Annotated in this window: 17 protein-coding genes and 2 pseudogenes; 10 read left to right on the top strand and 9 right to left on the bottom strand. The window is 63.2% G+C overall.

Annotated features, from left to right (window positions below; all coding sequences use genetic code 11):
- Positions 1-20 precede the first annotated feature (20 nt).
- From CN538_RS10235 to CN538_RS10225, 3 genes are all read left to right on the top strand, one after another.
- Positions 21-929, top strand: coding sequence for an aminotransferase class IV (locus CN538_RS10235; RefSeq protein ID WP_207233452.1), 909 nt, complete (start codon positions 21-23; stop codon positions 927-929).
- 30 nt (positions 930-959) lie between these two features.
- The gene (locus tag CN538_RS10230) at positions 960-1,586 is read left to right on the top strand and encodes a GntR family transcriptional regulator (RefSeq protein ID WP_106419357.1); all 627 of its coding nucleotides are present in this window, start codon (positions 960-962) and stop codon (positions 1,584-1,586) included.
- A 280-nt stretch (positions 1,587-1,866) separates the two neighbouring features.
- A complete protein-coding gene (locus CN538_RS10225) occupies positions 1,867-2,553 on the top strand; it encodes a dienelactone hydrolase family protein (protein WP_242494968.1) in 687 nt (228 codons plus the stop codon).
- 110 nt (positions 2,554-2,663) lie between these two features.
- Here CN538_RS10225 and CN538_RS22720 read toward each other — a convergent pair whose 3' ends face one another.
- Positions 2,664-2,831: a hypothetical protein gene (locus CN538_RS22720; protein WP_242495843.1), complete on the bottom strand. Its 168-nt coding sequence runs from the start codon at positions 2,829-2,831 to the stop codon at positions 2,664-2,666.
- On the opposite strand from CN538_RS22720, the pseudogene CN538_RS10220 reads away from it, so the two are divergent.
- Positions 2,791-2,978, top strand: a pseudogene (locus tag CN538_RS10220) (GlsB/YeaQ/YmgE family stress response membrane protein). The gene CN538_RS22720 and the pseudogene CN538_RS10220 sit on opposite strands and share 41 nt — an antisense overlap.
- A gap of 370 nt (positions 2,979-3,348) precedes the next feature.
- Here CN538_RS10220 and CN538_RS21040 read toward each other — a convergent pair.
- Genes CN538_RS21040 through CN538_RS10190 form a run of 3 tightly spaced genes read right to left on the bottom strand, consistent with a single transcriptional unit; the run spans position 3,349 to position 6,838 of the window.
- Positions 3,349-5,286 (bottom strand): diguanylate cyclase domain-containing protein, encoded by a 1,938-nt coding sequence (locus CN538_RS21040; RefSeq protein ID WP_207233451.1) that lies wholly within the window; start codon positions 5,284-5,286, stop codon positions 3,349-3,351.
- Between the two features lie 3 nt (positions 5,287-5,289).
- A complete protein-coding gene (locus tag CN538_RS10195; RefSeq protein ID WP_106419356.1) occupies positions 5,290-5,706 on the bottom strand; it encodes a type 2 periplasmic-binding domain-containing protein in 417 nt (138 codons plus the stop codon).
- A gap of 10 nt (positions 5,707-5,716) precedes the next feature.
- The gene (locus CN538_RS10190) at positions 5,717-6,838 is read right to left on the bottom strand and encodes a porin (protein WP_164999569.1); all 1,122 of its coding nucleotides are present in this window, start codon (positions 6,836-6,838) and stop codon (positions 5,717-5,719) included.
- Positions 6,839-7,133: 295 nt separating this feature from the next.
- Between CN538_RS10190 and CN538_RS10185 the strand changes: the two genes are divergently transcribed.
- The 3 genes from CN538_RS10185 to CN538_RS10175 are packed head-to-tail and all read left to right on the top strand — an operon-like array spanning position 7,134 to position 10,516.
- Positions 7,134-8,696, top strand: coding sequence for a bifunctional GNAT family N-acetyltransferase/carbon-nitrogen hydrolase family protein (locus CN538_RS10185; RefSeq protein ID WP_106419354.1), 1,563 nt, complete (start codon positions 7,134-7,136; stop codon positions 8,694-8,696).
- Between the two features lie 44 nt (positions 8,697-8,740).
- Entirely contained in the window at positions 8,741-9,538 is a 798-nt protein-coding gene (locus CN538_RS10180; protein WP_106419353.1) for a M90 family metallopeptidase, read from the top strand.
- 57 nt (positions 9,539-9,595) lie between these two features.
- Positions 9,596-10,516 carry a methylenetetrahydrofolate reductase gene (locus CN538_RS10175; protein WP_106419352.1) on the top strand — a complete coding sequence of 307 codons (921 nt, stop codon included), beginning with the start codon at positions 9,596-9,598 and terminating at the stop codon, positions 10,514-10,516.
- Between the two features lie 139 nt (positions 10,517-10,655).
- Here CN538_RS10175 and CN538_RS10170 read toward each other — a convergent pair whose 3' ends face one another.
- Positions 10,656-11,003, bottom strand: coding sequence for a hypothetical protein (locus CN538_RS10170; protein WP_106419351.1), 348 nt, complete (start codon positions 11,001-11,003; stop codon positions 10,656-10,658).
- Positions 11,004-11,206: 203 nt separating this feature from the next.
- Here CN538_RS10170 and CN538_RS10165 point away from each other — a divergent pair, with 203 nt between their 5' ends.
- Positions 11,207-12,073 carry a sirohydrochlorin chelatase gene (locus CN538_RS10165; RefSeq protein WP_106419350.1) on the top strand — a complete coding sequence of 289 codons (867 nt, stop codon included), beginning with the start codon at positions 11,207-11,209 and terminating at the stop codon, positions 12,071-12,073.
- 38 nt (positions 12,074-12,111) lie between these two features.
- Here the strand turns inward: CN538_RS10165 and CN538_RS25190 are convergent, their stop codons facing one another.
- The 3 genes from CN538_RS25190 to CN538_RS10150 all read right to left on the bottom strand — a co-directional run bounded on the left by CN538_RS25190 (position 12,112) and on the right by CN538_RS10150 (position 13,192).
- The gene (locus CN538_RS25190; RefSeq protein WP_340638088.1) at positions 12,112-12,258 is read right to left on the bottom strand and encodes a hypothetical protein; all 147 of its coding nucleotides are present in this window, start codon (positions 12,256-12,258) and stop codon (positions 12,112-12,114) included.
- Positions 12,259-12,510: 252 nt separating this feature from the next.
- On the bottom strand, positions 12,511-12,744 hold the full coding sequence (locus tag CN538_RS10155; RefSeq protein ID WP_242494967.1) for a YciI family protein: 234 nt from the start codon (positions 12,742-12,744) through the stop codon (positions 12,511-12,513).
- Between the two features lie 130 nt (positions 12,745-12,874).
- Positions 12,875-13,192, bottom strand: a complete 318-nt coding sequence (locus CN538_RS10150) for a winged helix-turn-helix transcriptional regulator (RefSeq protein ID WP_479725155.1) — start codon at positions 13,190-13,192, stop codon at positions 12,875-12,877.
- Positions 13,193-13,380: 188 nt separating this feature from the next.
- On the opposite strand from CN538_RS10150, the gene CN538_RS10145 reads away from it, so the two are divergent.
- Together CN538_RS10145 and CN538_RS26245 are read left to right on the top strand one after the other, a co-directional pair.
- On the top strand, positions 13,381-14,046 hold the full coding sequence (locus CN538_RS10145; protein ID WP_207233450.1) for an NADPH:quinone reductase: 666 nt from the start codon (positions 13,381-13,383) through the stop codon (positions 14,044-14,046).
- Positions 14,031-14,294: pseudogene (locus tag CN538_RS26245) on the top strand (NADPH:quinone reductase); the annotation flags it as partial. The gene CN538_RS10145 and the pseudogene CN538_RS26245, both read left to right, overlap by 16 nt.
- On the opposite strand, the gene CN538_RS10140 reads toward CN538_RS26245, so the two are convergent.
- Positions 14,189-15,325 (bottom strand): LysR family transcriptional regulator, encoded by a 1,137-nt coding sequence (locus CN538_RS10140; RefSeq protein ID WP_422917579.1) that lies wholly within the window; start codon positions 15,323-15,325, stop codon positions 14,189-14,191. The pseudogene CN538_RS26245 and the gene CN538_RS10140 overlap by 106 nt on opposite strands.
- Positions 15,326-15,362 lie beyond the last annotated feature (37 nt).

Genomic DNA, 15,362 nt, shown 5'->3' with positions numbered 1-15,362 from the left:
ATAGAAGGGAAGGAAAACGCATGACCAATACCACCGGTAGCTCGCAGTCCTACGTGGCCGATACCCGCAACGAAGACGTAATCGTCTACGTCGACGGCGAATTCAAACCCAAGCACCAGGCGACGGTATCGATCTTCGACAGTGGGTTCGTCCTCGGTGACGGCGTTTGGGAAGGCATACGACTGGTCGACGGCCGACTGATCGCACTCGACGAGCATATGGAGCGGCTCTATCAAGGCGCCGCTTCGATCTCTCTGGATATCGGTGTCACCCGCGAAGCGCTGGTCGGCCTGATCGGGAAACGCTGGAGAGAAAACGACATGCACGATGGCGTGCATATTCGACTGATGGTCAGTCGCGGGCTCAAGAGCACGCCCAATCAGGATCCGCGGTTTCTGCGCGGCAAGGCCACCATCGTCATCGTCGCCGAGCACAAGGTAGTCGACAAGGCGGCCAAGGCGCAGGGCCTGACGCTGTTCACCTCGACTTTCCGTTGCAGCAGCCCAGACGTCTTCGATCCGCCTCAACTCCCACAGTCGGCTCAACTTCATCCAGGCGCTGATCCAGGCGATCAATGCCGGCGCCAACGAGGCGCTGATGCTCGACCCCCATGGCTTCGTCGCCAGCTGCAACTCGACCAACTTCTTCATCGTTCGCGATGGCGAACTGTGGACCTCGACCGGACGCTACAACTTCAATGGCATCACCACAAGACGGTCATGCGTCTGGCGCGGGAGGCGGGTATCGTGGTCCGCGAGCTGGACTTCACCCTGGCCCAGACCTACACCGCCGACGAGGCTTTCGTCACCGGTACGCTGGGCGGCCTGACACCGGTCTATCGCCTCGACGGGCATGCTATCGTAAACCGTCGCGACGCCAGTCTGATGCAGCGCCTGGCAGCGCTCTACGACGACTACCTACGCGGCTGACGCCACCCATCACGCCACCTTTGGATACGCATGTTCTCGACCGATATCGCGCAGATTCCGGCTCGCCAGACGCTCTGGGAACAGACCGCCCAGCGACTGCAAACGCTGATCGCCAATGGCACCATCGCCCCCGGCACACGGCTGACCGAGAATGCGCTCGCACAGCAGCTCGGCGTCAGCCGTGCGCCGCTGCGCGAGGCGATACGCCACCTGATGAATATCGGCCTGTTGATCAGCGAACCCTACAAGGGCGTGCGGGTGCTCGAACTGACGCCGGACGGGCTGCACCAGCTCTATGAGTATCGCACCGGTCTCGAGCAGATGGCATTCAAGGCCCTCTGGCACAAGCGCACCGCGGCCAGCTTCGACGACCTCGATCAGCGCCATGCACATCTGCTCGAGGCCATCGATGCCGGCGATGGTGCATTGGCGATCGATCGCGAACTCGCGCTACACCAGTGGTGCTACGAACTCAGCGGCAATCCGCTGCTGCTCGATGCCTGGTCGCGTATCAAACCTCATCTGCAGTGCTACTTCGTGCTGCACCAGCGCGCACACAAACGTGCAGGACCTGCCCGCCAGTCCCACGATAGCTACCTGGAACACGCCAAGGGCGACTCGCTGGAGGCAACACTCGCCTACATCGCGCGGACATGAAACAGGCTTCGAGCAGGTCATTCGACCTTGGGCTGAACGCGCCAGCATGGCTGCCGTCGGGTTCCCGTCGATGCCGGCGGCGCTTTCGTGCTGCCCCCGTTCTCGCTGCCCTCTTTCTCGCTGCGCTCGCTCTCGCCGCGCGCGACCGGGCCGATGCTAGATAGCCTGCTATACTTTTTCCCGGGCTTCCCGGCTCGCCGCCGGGTGCCGTTTCAGCGGCCACGGCCGGCAAGAGACCCCTTGCTGGCCAAGGTCATTTACCCCGCACAGGAAGCCAGACATGTCCCAGACCCACATCAAGACCGAATGGATCGAAATCACCGCCGAGGACGGCAAGACCTTCAAGGCTTATCAGGCACTACCCCACAAGGGCAAGGGCCCCGGCATTCTGTTGATCCAGGAGATCTTCGGCGTCAACGGCCATATCCGCGGTGTCGCCGAGCAGTACGCCATGGATGGCTACAGCGTCATCGCACCCGATGTCTTCTGGCGCGAAGCGCCCGGGGTCGAGCTGGGCTACGACGGTGACGACTGGAAAGCCGCCGTGGCGCACAAGCAGGCGCTGGACTACCCCACCGTGATCAGCGACCTACGCGCCTCCACCCCCGGGCACTGCGCGCAAGCCCGGTGTGCGAGGGCCGATCGCCTCGGGGGCTACTGCATGGGCGGTGTGCTTTCCTACCTGTGCGCGCTGGATGCGGGCGGTCGATGCGCGGTGTGCTACTACGCCGGTGGCATTACCGAGTATCTCGACCGCGCCGGCGAGCTGGCGGTACCGGCCCAGTTCCACTTCGGCGCCGAAGACGACCATATACCGCTCGAGCATGTCGAACAGACCCGTAACGCGTTCGCCGCCAACCGCGATGTCGAGGTGCATCTCTACGACGGCGCCGAGCACGGCTTCAACTGCTGGTCGCGGGCAAGCTATCACCACAGGCCGCAGCGCTGGCCCATGGGCGCACGCTGACCTTCCTCGCCGGCCGCAAGGTCTGAGGCACTGCCCCACCGCGCGATGCCTTTGGCAGGCGCTTGCCGAGCGCGGTGACGCCGACTAGCTTCTGACCAGGACAGATACTGTCAGTCGTAGACCCCGTTTCTCATACGCGCGCCATGTCGCACGCGCCCACCCAGCCAGGAGGCACTCATGGGCATCATCACGTGGATCATTTTCGGTCTGATCGCCGGCGCCATCGCCAAGCTGATCATGCCGGGCAAGGACCCGGGCGGCTTCATCGTCACCATCATCCCGGCATCCTGGGGGCGGTCGTGGGTGGCTGGATCGGCACCGCACTCGGCTTCGGCAGCGTCTCCGGCTTCAACTTCGGCAGCTTCGCGATCGCCGTACTCGGCGCCATCGTGCTGCTGATCGTCTATCGCGTGGTGCGCAAATAGCGCCAGACCCAAACAGCCTCATCGCCGCCGCGGGCATGGCGCCAGCGGCGCCACCTTCGCCGCGTCCTCGCGCCCCTCAGGAATCTTTCGCTATGCCCAGCAACGCCCACTTCTACCAGCCCCGCGAGGGGCATGGCCTAGCGCAATCCGTTCAAGGCGATCATCGGGCCGCGCCCGATCGGCTGGATCTCGTCACAAGATGAGTCGGGGCAGTTGAACCTGGCCCCTTACAGCTTCTTTAACGCCTTCGCCGATACCCCGCCGATCATCGGTTTTCCAGTGCCGGCTACAAGGACAGCGTGCGCAACATCGAACGCACCGGCGAGTTCTGCTGGCAGCTGGCGACCCGCCCCCTGGCCGAAGCAATGAATCAGAGCGCGGCATCGGTGGCCCCCGAGGTCGACGAATTCAGCCTGGCCGGGCTAACCCCAATGCTTCTCAGGTCGTCGCAGTGCCCCATGTGGGCGAAGCCCAGGTGGTGTTCGAGTGCCGTCTGAGCCAGACACTGCGGCTGCGCTCCGCCGCCGGCGAAGAGATCGACAACTGGCTGGTGCTCGGCGAGGTGGTCGGCGTGCACATCGATCCTACCCTGTTGGTCGATGGCATCTATCAGACCGCCGCTGCGCGCCCGATCCTGCGTGGTGGCGGCCCGGCGGACTACTTCGAGGCCGCCGAGGCGCAGCGTTTCCAGATGCGCCGGCCCGGCTGAGCGCCGCTCAGCCGTTGCCTTCGGGGGTGTGGAAGCGCCAGGTATTGCGCCCAGCGCGCTTGGCCGCGTACATCGCGCGGTCGGCGAGCAGCAGCGCCTGCTGCGGCTCCTCGGTATCCACCCCAAGCAGCGCCACTCCGATGCTGACCCCGATGGTGACCGCCACCCCCGACTCGAGCTCGATCGGGGTCTGCAGGCCAGCGACGAAGCGCTCCAGCAGCGCCTCGACCTCCTCGCGCCGCCCCACCCCTCCAGCAGCAGCACGAACTCATCACCGCCCAGCCGTGCCACATAGTCACGCTGGCGCAGCAGCACCGCCAGCTCGCCGCCGACGTGGCGCAGCACACGGTCTCCGGCGTGGTGGCCGTGGGTGTCGTTGATCTGCTTGAAGTGGTCGAAGTCGAGCAGCACGAGGGCGTGGCAACGATCCGGATAGAGCCGATGATGGCGCCCCATCACCGCCAGACGGCGGTCGAAGCCACGCCGGTTGCCGAGCCCGGTGAGCGGGTCGGTCACCGCCAACTGCTCGGCCGCGTCCGCGGCGCGCTTGCGCGCGGTGACGTCATGCGCCACGCCCTGCAAGCGCCCGGCCTCCAGCGGATTGAGCACTAGATTGACCCAGCGCCGCGGCTCCTCGTCACCCAGCGCCACCTCCCACTGCTGACCGCGGCCGCCGGCCGCCACCGTGGCCGGGCTGGCGCCAAAGGTGCCCTCGGGGTCGACCAGGGTGGCGAAATCGATCGGGTGGCGGTTCAGGTCGCGCTTGGCGGGCAGCTTGAACAGACGCCGGAAGGCGGGATTGGCAACGCGGATCGCGCCGTCGTCGTCGACCTCGAAGATACCCGTCTCGACATTGTCGAAGATCGCCCGGTAGCGGCGCTCCTCGACCTCGCGCTCGAGGCGCAGACAGCGCTCGGCATCGAGGCTCTGGACCAGGTTGTCGATCATGGCGTTGACGCTGTTCACCAACTGACCAATCTCGTCGTCGCGATTACCCCGCGGCGCCTGCAGTTTCTGCCCGGTTTCCGCCTCGAGCGCTCGCAGCCGCTGCGACAGCCCTGTGATCGGGCGGGTCACATAGCGCACCACCACCAGCACCACACAGAAACCGATCCCCAGAAGCTGCAGCAGCAGCGCACCGCCGACGAAGCGCGAGGCCTGACCGACCAGGCCGTCGATATAGTGCTGATCGGGATCGATGATCAGGCGGCAGAGGGACGTTCCGGGCTCGAAAGGTGAGGATATCTCGCGTGTGAACAGGGCATCACTGGGACTCTCGATCGGCCCGCCCCGACCGACCAGCAGCTTGCCATCCAGGGATTCGATGCGTACCGCATGCACGATGTCATTGCTCAGCAGGCCATCGGCGAGCTCCCGTGCCAGCTCCTCGCCATTCAGGAAGCAGGCGATCTGCGCCGTGCGCTCGACCGTGGTCAGCAGCCCCTCGAGCCGTGCCTGCTGCTCCTGATGCACGCTCTGGGCGCGAAAGTGCACCGCCAGCAGCAGAAAGGCGACGCCCAGCAGGCCCACGATCAGCAAAATGATGGCCGTGGTGCGCAGCGCCAGGCGGGTGTGTAACAGCGTCAGCAGTCGCGACATGGCTCACTCATTCAGTATCAGCACGACGTGCAGATCGTCACCCACCTCACGGCTATCGAGATAACCGACGGCGCTCGGATTGTGCGCCACGAGCTGGCGCATCTCGGTAGCCGTCGCCACCTGCTGCGGCGGCGAGGCCTCGCCCGAGAAGACCAGACGCGCCCAGTAGGCGTTGATCTCGGCCAGATTCTTGTTCACCAGCGCCCGATAGAAACGCGCCTTGAGCGATACCACGTCCAACGGCAGCGCCGGATTGCCATTGGGCAGCTTGCGGTAACGTCCCATGAAGATATTGACCGCATCGCTGCGGGTGAGCTGACCGACACCGCTGCCCGCCTTGACCACGATGGCGATATCCGCCATTGCCGGGAGTGTCAGCGTCAGTAGCGCTAAAAGAAGACAGGCGCGCACGCGAATCATGCCCAGATCCCTAGAAGATAAAGTCCAGCCCGAGACTGAAGATCGAGCTCCAACCGCCCTCCCAGTCGCTGTCACCACGCCACAGAAAGCCGGGCCTGCGTGTATCGATACGATCGAGCTGCACCTTGAGTGCGATGTCCCTGGCGACATCGAAGCGCGTGCCGAACGTCCAGGTGCGCTGGTCGATATCGGTCACGTCGGGATTGGTGGAAGACGTCATGGCACGGGAGTGCGCGACATAGGGCGTCACCTGCCCCACCCGGTAGCCGACCGACAGCAGCGCCGAGTCGATCCGGCCGTGGTGGCGCGCGGTGCGGCTGCGGTTCCACATCGCCTGCACCTGCAGCGGGCCGCTATCATACAGCGCCCCCAACGAGAACAGCCGCAGCCGCGAGAAGCCCAGTGCACGCTCGATTTCGCGCTCGCCGTCCAGCCCAGGGATCTGCAGGCTATCGATCTCATTCACGACGCTCCCGGCGTAATCCACGTCAGAGCGCACTTCGGTATAGCTGGTGCGCAGACGCCAGGGGCCGTGTTCGTAGTCGAGATGGCCGCCGTAGACGGCATCGGCATCGAAGTCCGCGACCAGGTCATCGACCACGTGGATGCGGCTGTCAGAGCGACCGGCATAGAGCTTGAGCAGCACCAGGTCGCTGCCCCAAGGCTGCTTGAAGGTGACGTCGGCGCCGTCGATATGAGTCAACTGCAGCATGCCGAACTGATCCACCGGGGGTCTTGCCCAAGGGTAGGCGTAACCCACGTAGCGCGAGTCGGCGAGTTGAAACACATCCCAGCCCAGACGCCCGGCGCGCAGCTGTAGCGCGGGATCGGGGCGATAGCGCACGAATGCCCAGCTCAGTTCGGGGCGGTAGTTGCCGCTATCGTGGTAGCGGCTGATCCCCTGCACCACCAGATCCCAACGTGGGTCGACACGCCACCCGAGCTGTGCGCCCAGCAGGCTGTCGACCCGTGCGCTCCACCCCTCATCGGCCCCTTTGGGCTGGCCGATGTCGCGCAGGAACTCAGCCTCGGAGTTGTCGCTGTGAACCAGCCCCAGGGTGCCGAAACCGCTCAGCGTGAGGCGACCGTCGTCGCTCGCATGAAATGCCTGGGCCGCCAGGCTCGCCAACATCAACGCGAACCCAATCCCTATCTGTCGCCATCGCTGCATACCGGGTCTCAGGGGGCGGCGTGACTGTCACGCGTTCCACCGCTCGAAGAAAAATTAGAATGCCTGCATTATTGTCGGCAGATGACAGCCTTTCTGAAGTCGACACCCCGCAGAGAACGCAGACGCGGGCCGGTTCCACCCACTCGAGCGACGCCACTCGACGAGGAACCCAACGTGTTAGACTTTGTCTCTATAAGCCCATTTTTCACGCCAACTTGCGCCGACCGTTATTGGCCCGGATGGAGATAGCCGCTCAATGTCTTTGGAAGAACTGCATCTCAACCTGCGCAACCTCGCCTGCGAGGACTATCCGCAGCTCAAGCGGCTGATGGACGCCGTCTACGACGACATCGGCGGCGCCTGGTCCCAGCACACCATCGACAAGCTGATCGACGAGTTCCCCGATGGCCAGATCATCATCGAGGACGACGACAAGATCGTCGGTGTGGCGCTCACTGTGCGGGTCGATTACGACCGTTTCTCCAACCCGCACAAATATGACGAGCTGATCGGTCACCGCGAGATCATCCTCAACGAGCCCGAGGGCGATGCGCTCTACGGCCTCGACGTGCTGATCGACCCCGCCTACCGTGGCTATCGCCTCGGCCGGCGCCTGTATGAAGCACGCAAGGACCTGTGCCGCTCGATGAACCTGCGTGCGATTCTCGCAGGCGGGCGAATTCCCAACTATCACCAGCACGCTGCGGAGATGTCGCCGGCGGAGTACATCGAGCGGGTCGCGCGCAAGGAGTTCTACGACCCCATCCTGTCGTTCCAGCTGGCCAACGACTTCCTGGTCAAGCGGCTGTTGAAGAAGTATCTGCCCGAAGACGAGAAGTCGATGGGCTACGCCACCCTGCTGGAGTGGAACAACATCCTCTACGAACCGGCCAGTCTGGTGATCGACACCCGACGCACCCAGATCCGGGTGGGCGCGGTGCAGTGGCAGATGCGCGAATTCGACTCGGTCGAGTCGGTCCTCAAGCAGGTCGAGTTCTACGTCGATGCCATCTCCGACTATCAGAGCGACTTCGCGGTCTTTCCGGAGCTGTTCAACACCCCATTGATGGGGCTGACCGACCAGACCGACCAGGTCGAGGCGATCCAGTTCCTGGCCGGCTTCACCGAGCGCTTCAAGAGCGAAATCTCGCGCATGGCGGTCTCCTACAACATCAACATCGTCGCCGGCTCGATGGTGGAAAAAGGCAAGGATGGCAAGCTCTACAACGTCTCTTACCTGTGCCACCGGGACGGCAGCGTCGACCGCCAGGCCAAACTCCATATCACCCCCCAGGAGCGCCGCGACTGGGTGGTCGAAGGCGGCGACGAGCTGTGCGTGTTCGAGACCGATGCCGGCCGCGTGGGCATCCTGATCTGCTACGACGTGGAGTTCCCGGAGCTGCCGCGGCTGCTCGCCGAACAGGACATGGACGTGCTGATCGTGCCGTTCTGGACCGACACCAAGAACAGCTATCTGCGCGTGCGCCACTGCGCCCAGGCCCGGGCGATCGAGAACGAGTGCTACGTGGTGGTATGCGGCAGCGTCGGCAACGTGCCCTCGATCGAAAACCTGGATATCCAGTACGCCCAGTCGTCGGTGTTCTCGCCCTCCGACTTCGCCTTCCCCCACGATGCGGTGCTCTCCGAGACCACGCCCAACACCGAGATGGTGATGTTCTCGGATCTCGACCTGAACAAGCTCAAGCTGGTGCGCGCCGAAGGTGCGGTGACCAACCTCAAGGATCGCCGCCTGGACCTCTACGACCTGCGCCTGCGTGACTGGTCGTGGAAGTCCGGGGCGCGTCAGGAAGAGAGCTGAGCCGTGCTGCGAAGCGAGCATAACGGCGCCGTAGAGAGGCGCGCGTGAAGCGCCCGGGCTGGTGGCCCAGTCGGCGTGGTGCTCCCGCGTTCGATGCGGTGTGCTGGCAGGCGGTGCGCCAGGGCCTGCCGCTGCTCGCCGACCTCGACGACAGCGACGCCGCTCGCTTGGGGGAGCGCGCCTGGCAGCAGTTGCACCGCTGGCAGTGGGCCGCGTCCGAGGGCGTCGAGTTCGATCTCGCCGCCCAGCTCGCGATCGCCGCCCAGGCCTGCCTGCTGACGCTGGCCTGGAACGACGACGACGCCAGCGCCACTTTCGCCAACGTGCACGATATCGTGCTGGTCGCCGACGCCTTCCACCGCCGGGTTGAGGAGCTGGACGACTTCGGCGTGATGCACGAGTACGAGGACGAGCGCGCCGGCGAGACCTCCTGGCGCGGCCCGGTAGTGCTGGCCTCCCCCGAGGTCGGCGCCAGCGGCGACTACTCCGGCTACAACGTGATCATTCACGAGTTCGCCCACAAGCTCGACCTGGGCAACTCCCACGATGTCGACGGCTTCCCGCCATTGGCCGCCGCGAGCGAAGTCACCGCCCAGGAGTGGCATCGCATCTTCACCGCGGTATGGGACGACCTGCAGGCGCACCTCGCCCGCGGCGAAGAAACACCGATCGACGACTACGCCGCCACCCACCCCGGCGAGTGCTTCGCGGTCTGCTGCGAACTCTTCTTTACCGCACCGGATCAACTGACCGAGGTCTACCCCGCGCTTTATGACCTGCTGAAACGCTACTTCGGCCAGGATGCCATGACGCGTTTCACACGCGCCCCGCCATCCGCCTGAGACCGGTTTCAAAATTCGAACGCAATAGCGTAAAAAATCGCCGGATGGAGGATCAAGATGTCGGCGCCATTCGCCAAGCCCAAAGACGCGGTGACGACACCGCTGAACGAAGGGCCTTGCGTGCCATTCATTCCGCTGTCCCGGGGGTATTCGATAGAGGCCACACCGAAGGCAATACTTAGAGACAGGGTCGAGTGGGGCGCCGTCCCCGAGGAAACCCGCATTTTCGTTCCCCAATTCCCGAAGAATACGCACGAGGAGATGCTGGCGTGCGTCAAGCGATTGCAGAGCATGGGTTTCAAACCGGTCCCCCATGTGACCGCCCGCAGCCTGGCCGACAAGCGTGAATTCGAGCGTTTACTATCGAAACTGGTGGAAGAAACCGCTGTCGATGAGATCCTGCTGCTGGCCGGCGGCGACGACACGCCTCACGGCCAGCTCGGCAACACGCTCGAGCTGCTGGAGTCGGGTATCATCGAGCGTGTCGGCATACGGCGTATCGGTGTGGCGGGGCACCCGGAGGGGCACCCCGAGGCGACGCAGGAAGCGCTCGACCGTGCGTTGGCGATCAAGAATGCCTTTTCGGTCGAGACCGGTATACCGCTCTACATCGTCACCCAGTTTTTCTTCGATGCCGCCCCTTTCATTGCCTGGGAGCGTCGTATTCGGGAGCAAGGCAATCGGTTGCCGATTCATGCCGGCCTGCACGGTCTGGCCAATGGACCCAGCCTGCTCAAGCACGCCATGGCTTGCGGGGTCGGTTCCTCGGTCAAGGTGCTACGCAGGAACATGACCGGATTGAGAGGATTGCTGAGCCTGGGCTGGCGCGGTCAGGATCCGGGCCGGATCGTCAAGGCACTGGCTGCCTCCAAGGAGCGCGATCCGGCCAGCAACCTGGCGGGCTTCCACTTTTATGCCCTGGGGGCGTTCGATCTTACGGTGAAATGGGCCAATCGTTTCGCGCAAACTCGAGGATGACCGGGGTCATCGCCCCGTCGGCGTCGACTCTCTAGCAACGCCCCCCGGTAGCCAAAGACTCACCGGTAGCCGGCAAGATACCGCGTATCGGATAGCACCCGCCCGACAGACAGCGTGTCGAGTGGGATTGGGCCCGCCTCTACACCGATCTCGCTGCCATCACGCGTTCAAACGCCTCCCGCCAGACCTCGGCCTGTCGCGCCGGATCGACGGGGAACCGCCCCAGTTCCACGGCGAGATCGAAGAAGCCCTGCGCGGGCAGCCCTTCCCCGCGGCGGCTGACGACCAGCGCGGCGATCAAGGGCCGGCCGTGCTCGGCGTCTTCACGCATCAGGGCTTCCAGCGCCTGGGCGACGCGCTGAATGGTGCGCGGCGGCTGCAAGCCCAGCGCCTCGGCGAGCTGCTGATAGGTGATCGGCAGTGCCTCGCGGGGAGCCGCCGCCAGGTATTGGCGAATGCGCTGAGGAAGTGCGGGATCTTGGGTCATCGGCCTAGGCCCTTCACGAAAACTGGCTGCGCTCGCTGAATTTGTAAACACCCTCTAAGCATCGTCATCATGCGCCAAGCGCCTGGCATGAACAAACGCACCGCCGAGAGACGGTGGCCAGTCTGCCCGGTTCTGCCAAGCGTTAGCACTCGGGTATGCTAGCCATTCAGCGATTGGCTCTGCCGTTATCCCACTGAGGCCCCATGCGAAAGATTCTACTCGTCGACAACGGTTCCCTGCGCCCCGCCGCGACGCTCAACCTGCGCCGGCTCGCCGCGGCCCTGAGTCAGGCCAGTGGAGAGGCGGTCGAGGCCACCTCGCTGCTGCACTCGTTCAAGATTCCACCCGAGCAGCTCGGCGGGCACAAGGCCATCTCGCTGGGGCCGCTGGCCGAGCGCCATGCCGCCGCGGGCGTGACCGAGCTGCTGATCCTGCCCTTCTTCTTCGGCCCCAGCCAGGCGCTGACCCGCTATCTACCGGAGCGGCTGGCCGAGGTGCAGGCCAACTACCCCGAGCTGTCGGTGAAGGTCGCCCCACCGCTGGTGGATACGCTGCTGGCGCCGGATCTGCGCTTGGCGCGGCTCCTCGCCGACAACGTGCGCGAACGCATGACGGGTCAGTCCAAGCCCAGGGTCGTGCTGGTCGACCATGGCAGCCCGATCCCCGAGGTCACGGCGGTGCGCAACTATCTCAGTGGGCAACTAAGTGCGCTGCTGGCCGATGAGGTCGCGTGTGTGACGTTCGCCTCGATGGAGCGCCGCGAGGGCGACACCTACCGCTTCAACGAGCCGCTGCTGGAGGATCTGCTCGCCTCCCCGACCCTGGCCGAGGGTGACGTGATCCTCTCGATGCTGTTTCTCTCTCCGGGCCGCCACGCCGGCGAGGGAGGCGATATCGCCGAGATCTGTACCCAGGCGATGTCGCGCGCCCCCGACCTGAACGTGGTCACGACACGGCTGGTGGGCGAGAACGACGCCATCGTCGAGATCCTGGCCACTCGCCTGCAGCAGGCGCTCGCCGGCGGGCCACTACTGACGGAACTGCCGGCGACTGGCACCAAGGACGCATGATCCACGCCTCGGTTTGAATCGCAGTTAGCAGCGTGCGCCTATGCCTTCGCCGCCAGCACGCGCTCGAACTCCTGCCGCCAGGCCTTGGCGTATTGCGCCGGATCGGCGGGAAATCGCCCCAGATCCACCGCGAGATCGAAGAAACCCTGCGCCGGCAGCCCTTCCCCATGGCGGCTGACGACCATTGCGGCGATAAAGGGCCGTTCTCGCGCATTGTGCTCTCCAGTGCCTGGGCGACGCGCCGGATGGTGCGCGGCGGTCGCAATCCCAACGCCTCGGCGAGTTGCTGGTAGGTCAGCGGAAGAGTCCCGCGAGGCGCCATCTCTAATAGCTGGCGAACCTGCGCAGGGAGGGATTGAGCGGCGGTCATGATTCTCAGGCGTTCGGATCGAAGAGCTTCACTTCGCGAATATCGACATGCTCCCAGACCCGCCCGGTCATGTAGGGCTCGGTCTCGAGCCAGGCGTCGAGATCGGCGCGGTCGTCGAAGCGAAAGTGCGCGTGGAGCCGACCATCTTGCCGTCATCATCCAGGATCGCGCCGCCGCTGAGGAACTTCCCCTGTTTGGCTAGCTCCCGTACGCCTGCCAGATGCGCATCCCGATTGGAAAGCCGGCGCTCGAGCGCGTCGTCGTCGGTGTAGTCGTAAGCCACCACGGCATACTGCTTCATGCGGTGCTCCTGCCGTTCGTTGATCATTGGAGAGAATCGGCATCATGCGTCAGCTTTCTTGACCAAGCAAATTGGCCTCGGTGGTCAACCTTGGCTTTATATTTTCCGAAGATGCCTTCTACCCGAGACATCAATCTGTGCACCTGTATTCATCGGTCTGTTGCCACGACAAGTATTTGTCTCCCCACTCTTTCATGGCATCAAGCACAGGGGAAAGCGTCAACCCAAGCTCCGTGAGTGAGTACTCTACGCGAGGAGGAACTTCTGCAAACACTTCGCGGGAGATGATGCCATGCGCTTCAAGCTCTCGAAGCTGCAACGTCAAAGACCGTTGAGTCACACCACCGATAAGGTTACGAAGCTCCCCAAACCGTTTCGTCCCACTCAACAAATAGTAAATGATAAGTGGCTTCCATTTACCGCCGGCGACGGCAACGGTTGCTTCCACAGCGCATCGGTATTCGTGCATATCTCGATTTTTCATCGTCCAAAAAGCACCCCTTAGTATAAAATTTATACCTATGTATAAACAATGCACCTACTTTTCAACGTGCATGAAAGACTCCAGAATCCACTCCCGCAGCGGTAACAACCTTGTCGCGTGCATTTCTGATATAGGGCGTGGAGAGAATACCGATGAAAGCAGCCTACTATGAGGCCCAGGGCAGCGCCCGGGAGGTATTGGTTGTCGACGAGTTGCCGACTCCAGAACCCGGTCCGGATGAGGTCCGGGTACGCATTCATGTTTCCGGATTGAACCCGACTGATATCAAGGCGAGAACCGGATTCTCAGCGGAAATGCCCTACCAGCGAATCATTCCTCACCAGGATGGCGCAGGCGTTGTTGATGCTGTCGGCGCCAATGTATCACCCGACAGACGTGGCGAGCGGGTTTGGGTTTATGAAGCGCAGTTTGGCCGAGCCATGGGAACGGCGGCAGAATACGTCGTACTACCGTCGAATCAGGCAGTTCATTTACCTGACGCGGTATCGTTCGAAGTGGGTGCTTCGCTTGGCATTCCGGCGTTAACCGCTCACCGCTGCCTGTTTTCCGATGGCACTCTCAACGGTCGGCGGGTATTGATACATGGCGGTGCCGGAGCGGTCGGAACAGCGGCAACTCTGTTGGCGAAATGGGCTGGCGCGTGGGTTTCAACAACGGTGACGAATACCGATCAGGCTGCTATAGCAAAGGAAAATGGGGCGGATATGGTTCTCGACAGAGCATCGGGAGATGTTGCGAACCTTGTTCTAGAAGCAACCGATGGGCTCGGCGTCGACCAATTGTGGATGTCGCTCTGAAGTCAAACCTTGCCACCAACTTAGCCTGCTTATCTCAAGGCGGAATCATTAGCGCCTATGCCACCGATAGCGCGACGGACGAACTATCCATTCCGTTACTGCAGTCCATGATTCATGGATGCGTCTTCCGCTTCGTCTATATCTACAACGTGCCTGACGAGGCAAAGCAGAAAGCCATCAAGGACATCACCTCTTGTCTATTGGCGGGAAAATATTCTCCAAAAATCGGATTGAATTTTCCTCTGGAAAATATTGTCGCCGCCCATGAGGCACTGGAGTCACACCAAGTCATTGGGAAAGTTCTTCTGCACACGTAAGTCGACGGACCTGAGTGCCCGCCCTCGAGCCAACCCTGTTGATGGAGAGAGGCCACGCCTACTGCCGCATCAAGTCTGAGTCTCATGGAAACCGCCGCCAGATGGTCGATCAGGGCGCGAACTCGTGCGGGCTGGTGGTGGCGATCGGTGTAAACGATCTGCAGGTCGAGTCGTGTCGTTTGGTGATCGGCCAATACCCGCACCAAGCGGCCGTCGTCCAGCGGCTCGTCGAGCGCGAACATGGGCGCGTACACGATACCCAGGCCTTCGGTCGCCGCGCGAATCAGCAGGGTGATGTCGTCCGAGCGCATAGCGGTTGGGCCGTCGATGGCGTACGCGCGATTGTCACTATCGCTCACCATCCAGTCGCCGGGCGATCGGGCGGCCGTAAATACCAGTCGCGGTAGCTGGCGGATTAGCGGGACATTTTGACGTTCATGAGCGCCGAGCAAGCCGGGCGCACAGCCCAGGCCCATGCGAACACTGCCGAGTGGCCGGGTATACAAAGCCGAATCGGAGAGTGTCCCGATGCGCACGGCAAGGTCCAGCCGGCCATCGATCAGATCGGCGTAGCGCTCATCCGTGTGGAGGTTCAACGTAATCTGCGGATGGGCCCTGCAGAACGCAGCCAGCACCGGCGCCAGCTTTTGGGTGCCGAAAGCACGGGGTACGCCCAGTCGGATCTCTCCGGCAAGCTGGCTGCGGCCCTCGCGTGCTTCGGCGTCCGCCTCGGCCAGCGCCTCCATGATCCGTTTTGATGCCGCCAGGTATTGCTGGCCGGCATCGGTTAGCGACAACGCGCGGGTACTGCGATGCATGAGTCGCGTTCCCAACGTCGATTCAAGCGCACTCAGATATTTGCCGGCCATGGCCGGCGACAACTCCAGTGCTCTGCCGGCCGCAGCAATACTGCCGTGCTCGACCGCCGCAATGAATATCTCGATTTGTCGAAAACGATCCATGCCTTTCATTCCATCGCCTAATGATCGACGCCAACTC

The organism is Salinicola tamaricis (genome assembly GCF_003006155.1).
Classification (GTDB): Bacteria; Pseudomonadota; Gammaproteobacteria; order Pseudomonadales; family Halomonadaceae; genus Salinicola; species Salinicola tamaricis.
This window is presented reverse-complemented; position numbering and strand designations above follow the sequence as displayed.

Coding starts and splice junctions, on each gene's coding strand:
- CN538_RS10235 (WP_207233452.1), top strand. CDS start 21: ATGACCAATACCACCGGTAGCTCGCAGTCCTACGTGGCCGATACCCGC.
- CN538_RS10230 (WP_106419357.1), top strand. CDS start 960: ATGTTCTCGACCGATATCGCGCAGATTCCGGCTCGCCAGACGCTCTGG.
- CN538_RS10225 (WP_242494968.1), top strand. CDS start 1,867: ATGTCCCAGACCCACATCAAGACCGAATGGATCGAAATCACCGCCGAG.
- CN538_RS22720 (WP_242495843.1), bottom strand. CDS start 2,831: ATGATGGTGACGATGAAGCCGCCCGGGTCCTTGCCCGGCATGATCAGC.
- CN538_RS21040 (WP_207233451.1), bottom strand. CDS start 5,286: ATGTCGCGACTGCTGACGCTGTTACACACCCGCCTGGCGCTGCGCACC.
- CN538_RS10195 (WP_106419356.1), bottom strand. CDS start 5,706: ATGATTCGCGTGCGCGCCTGTCTTCTTTTAGCGCTACTGACGCTGACA.
- CN538_RS10190 (WP_164999569.1), bottom strand. CDS start 6,838: ATGTTGGCGAGCCTGGCGGCCCAGGCATTTCATGCGAGCGACGACGGT.
- CN538_RS10185 (WP_106419354.1), top strand. CDS start 7,134: ATGTCTTTGGAAGAACTGCATCTCAACCTGCGCAACCTCGCCTGCGAG.
- CN538_RS10175 (WP_106419352.1), top strand. CDS start 9,596: ATGTCGGCGCCATTCGCCAAGCCCAAAGACGCGGTGACGACACCGCTG.
- CN538_RS10170 (WP_106419351.1), bottom strand. CDS start 11,003: ATGACCCAAGATCCCGCACTTCCTCAGCGCATTCGCCAATACCTGGCG.
- CN538_RS10165 (WP_106419350.1), top strand. CDS start 11,207: ATGCGAAAGATTCTACTCGTCGACAACGGTTCCCTGCGCCCCGCCGCG.
- CN538_RS25190 (WP_340638088.1), bottom strand. CDS start 12,258: ATGGTCGTCAGCCGCCATGGGGAAGGGCTGCCGGCGCAGGGTTTCTTC.
- CN538_RS10155 (WP_242494967.1), bottom strand. CDS start 12,744: ATGAAGCAGTATGCCGTGGTGGCTTACGACTACACCGACGACGACGCG.
- CN538_RS10145 (WP_207233450.1), top strand. CDS start 13,381: ATGAAAGCAGCCTACTATGAGGCCCAGGGCAGCGCCCGGGAGGTATTG.
- CN538_RS10140 (WP_422917579.1), bottom strand. CDS start 15,325: ATGGATCGTTTTCGACAAATCGAGATATTCATTGCGGCGGTCGAGCAC.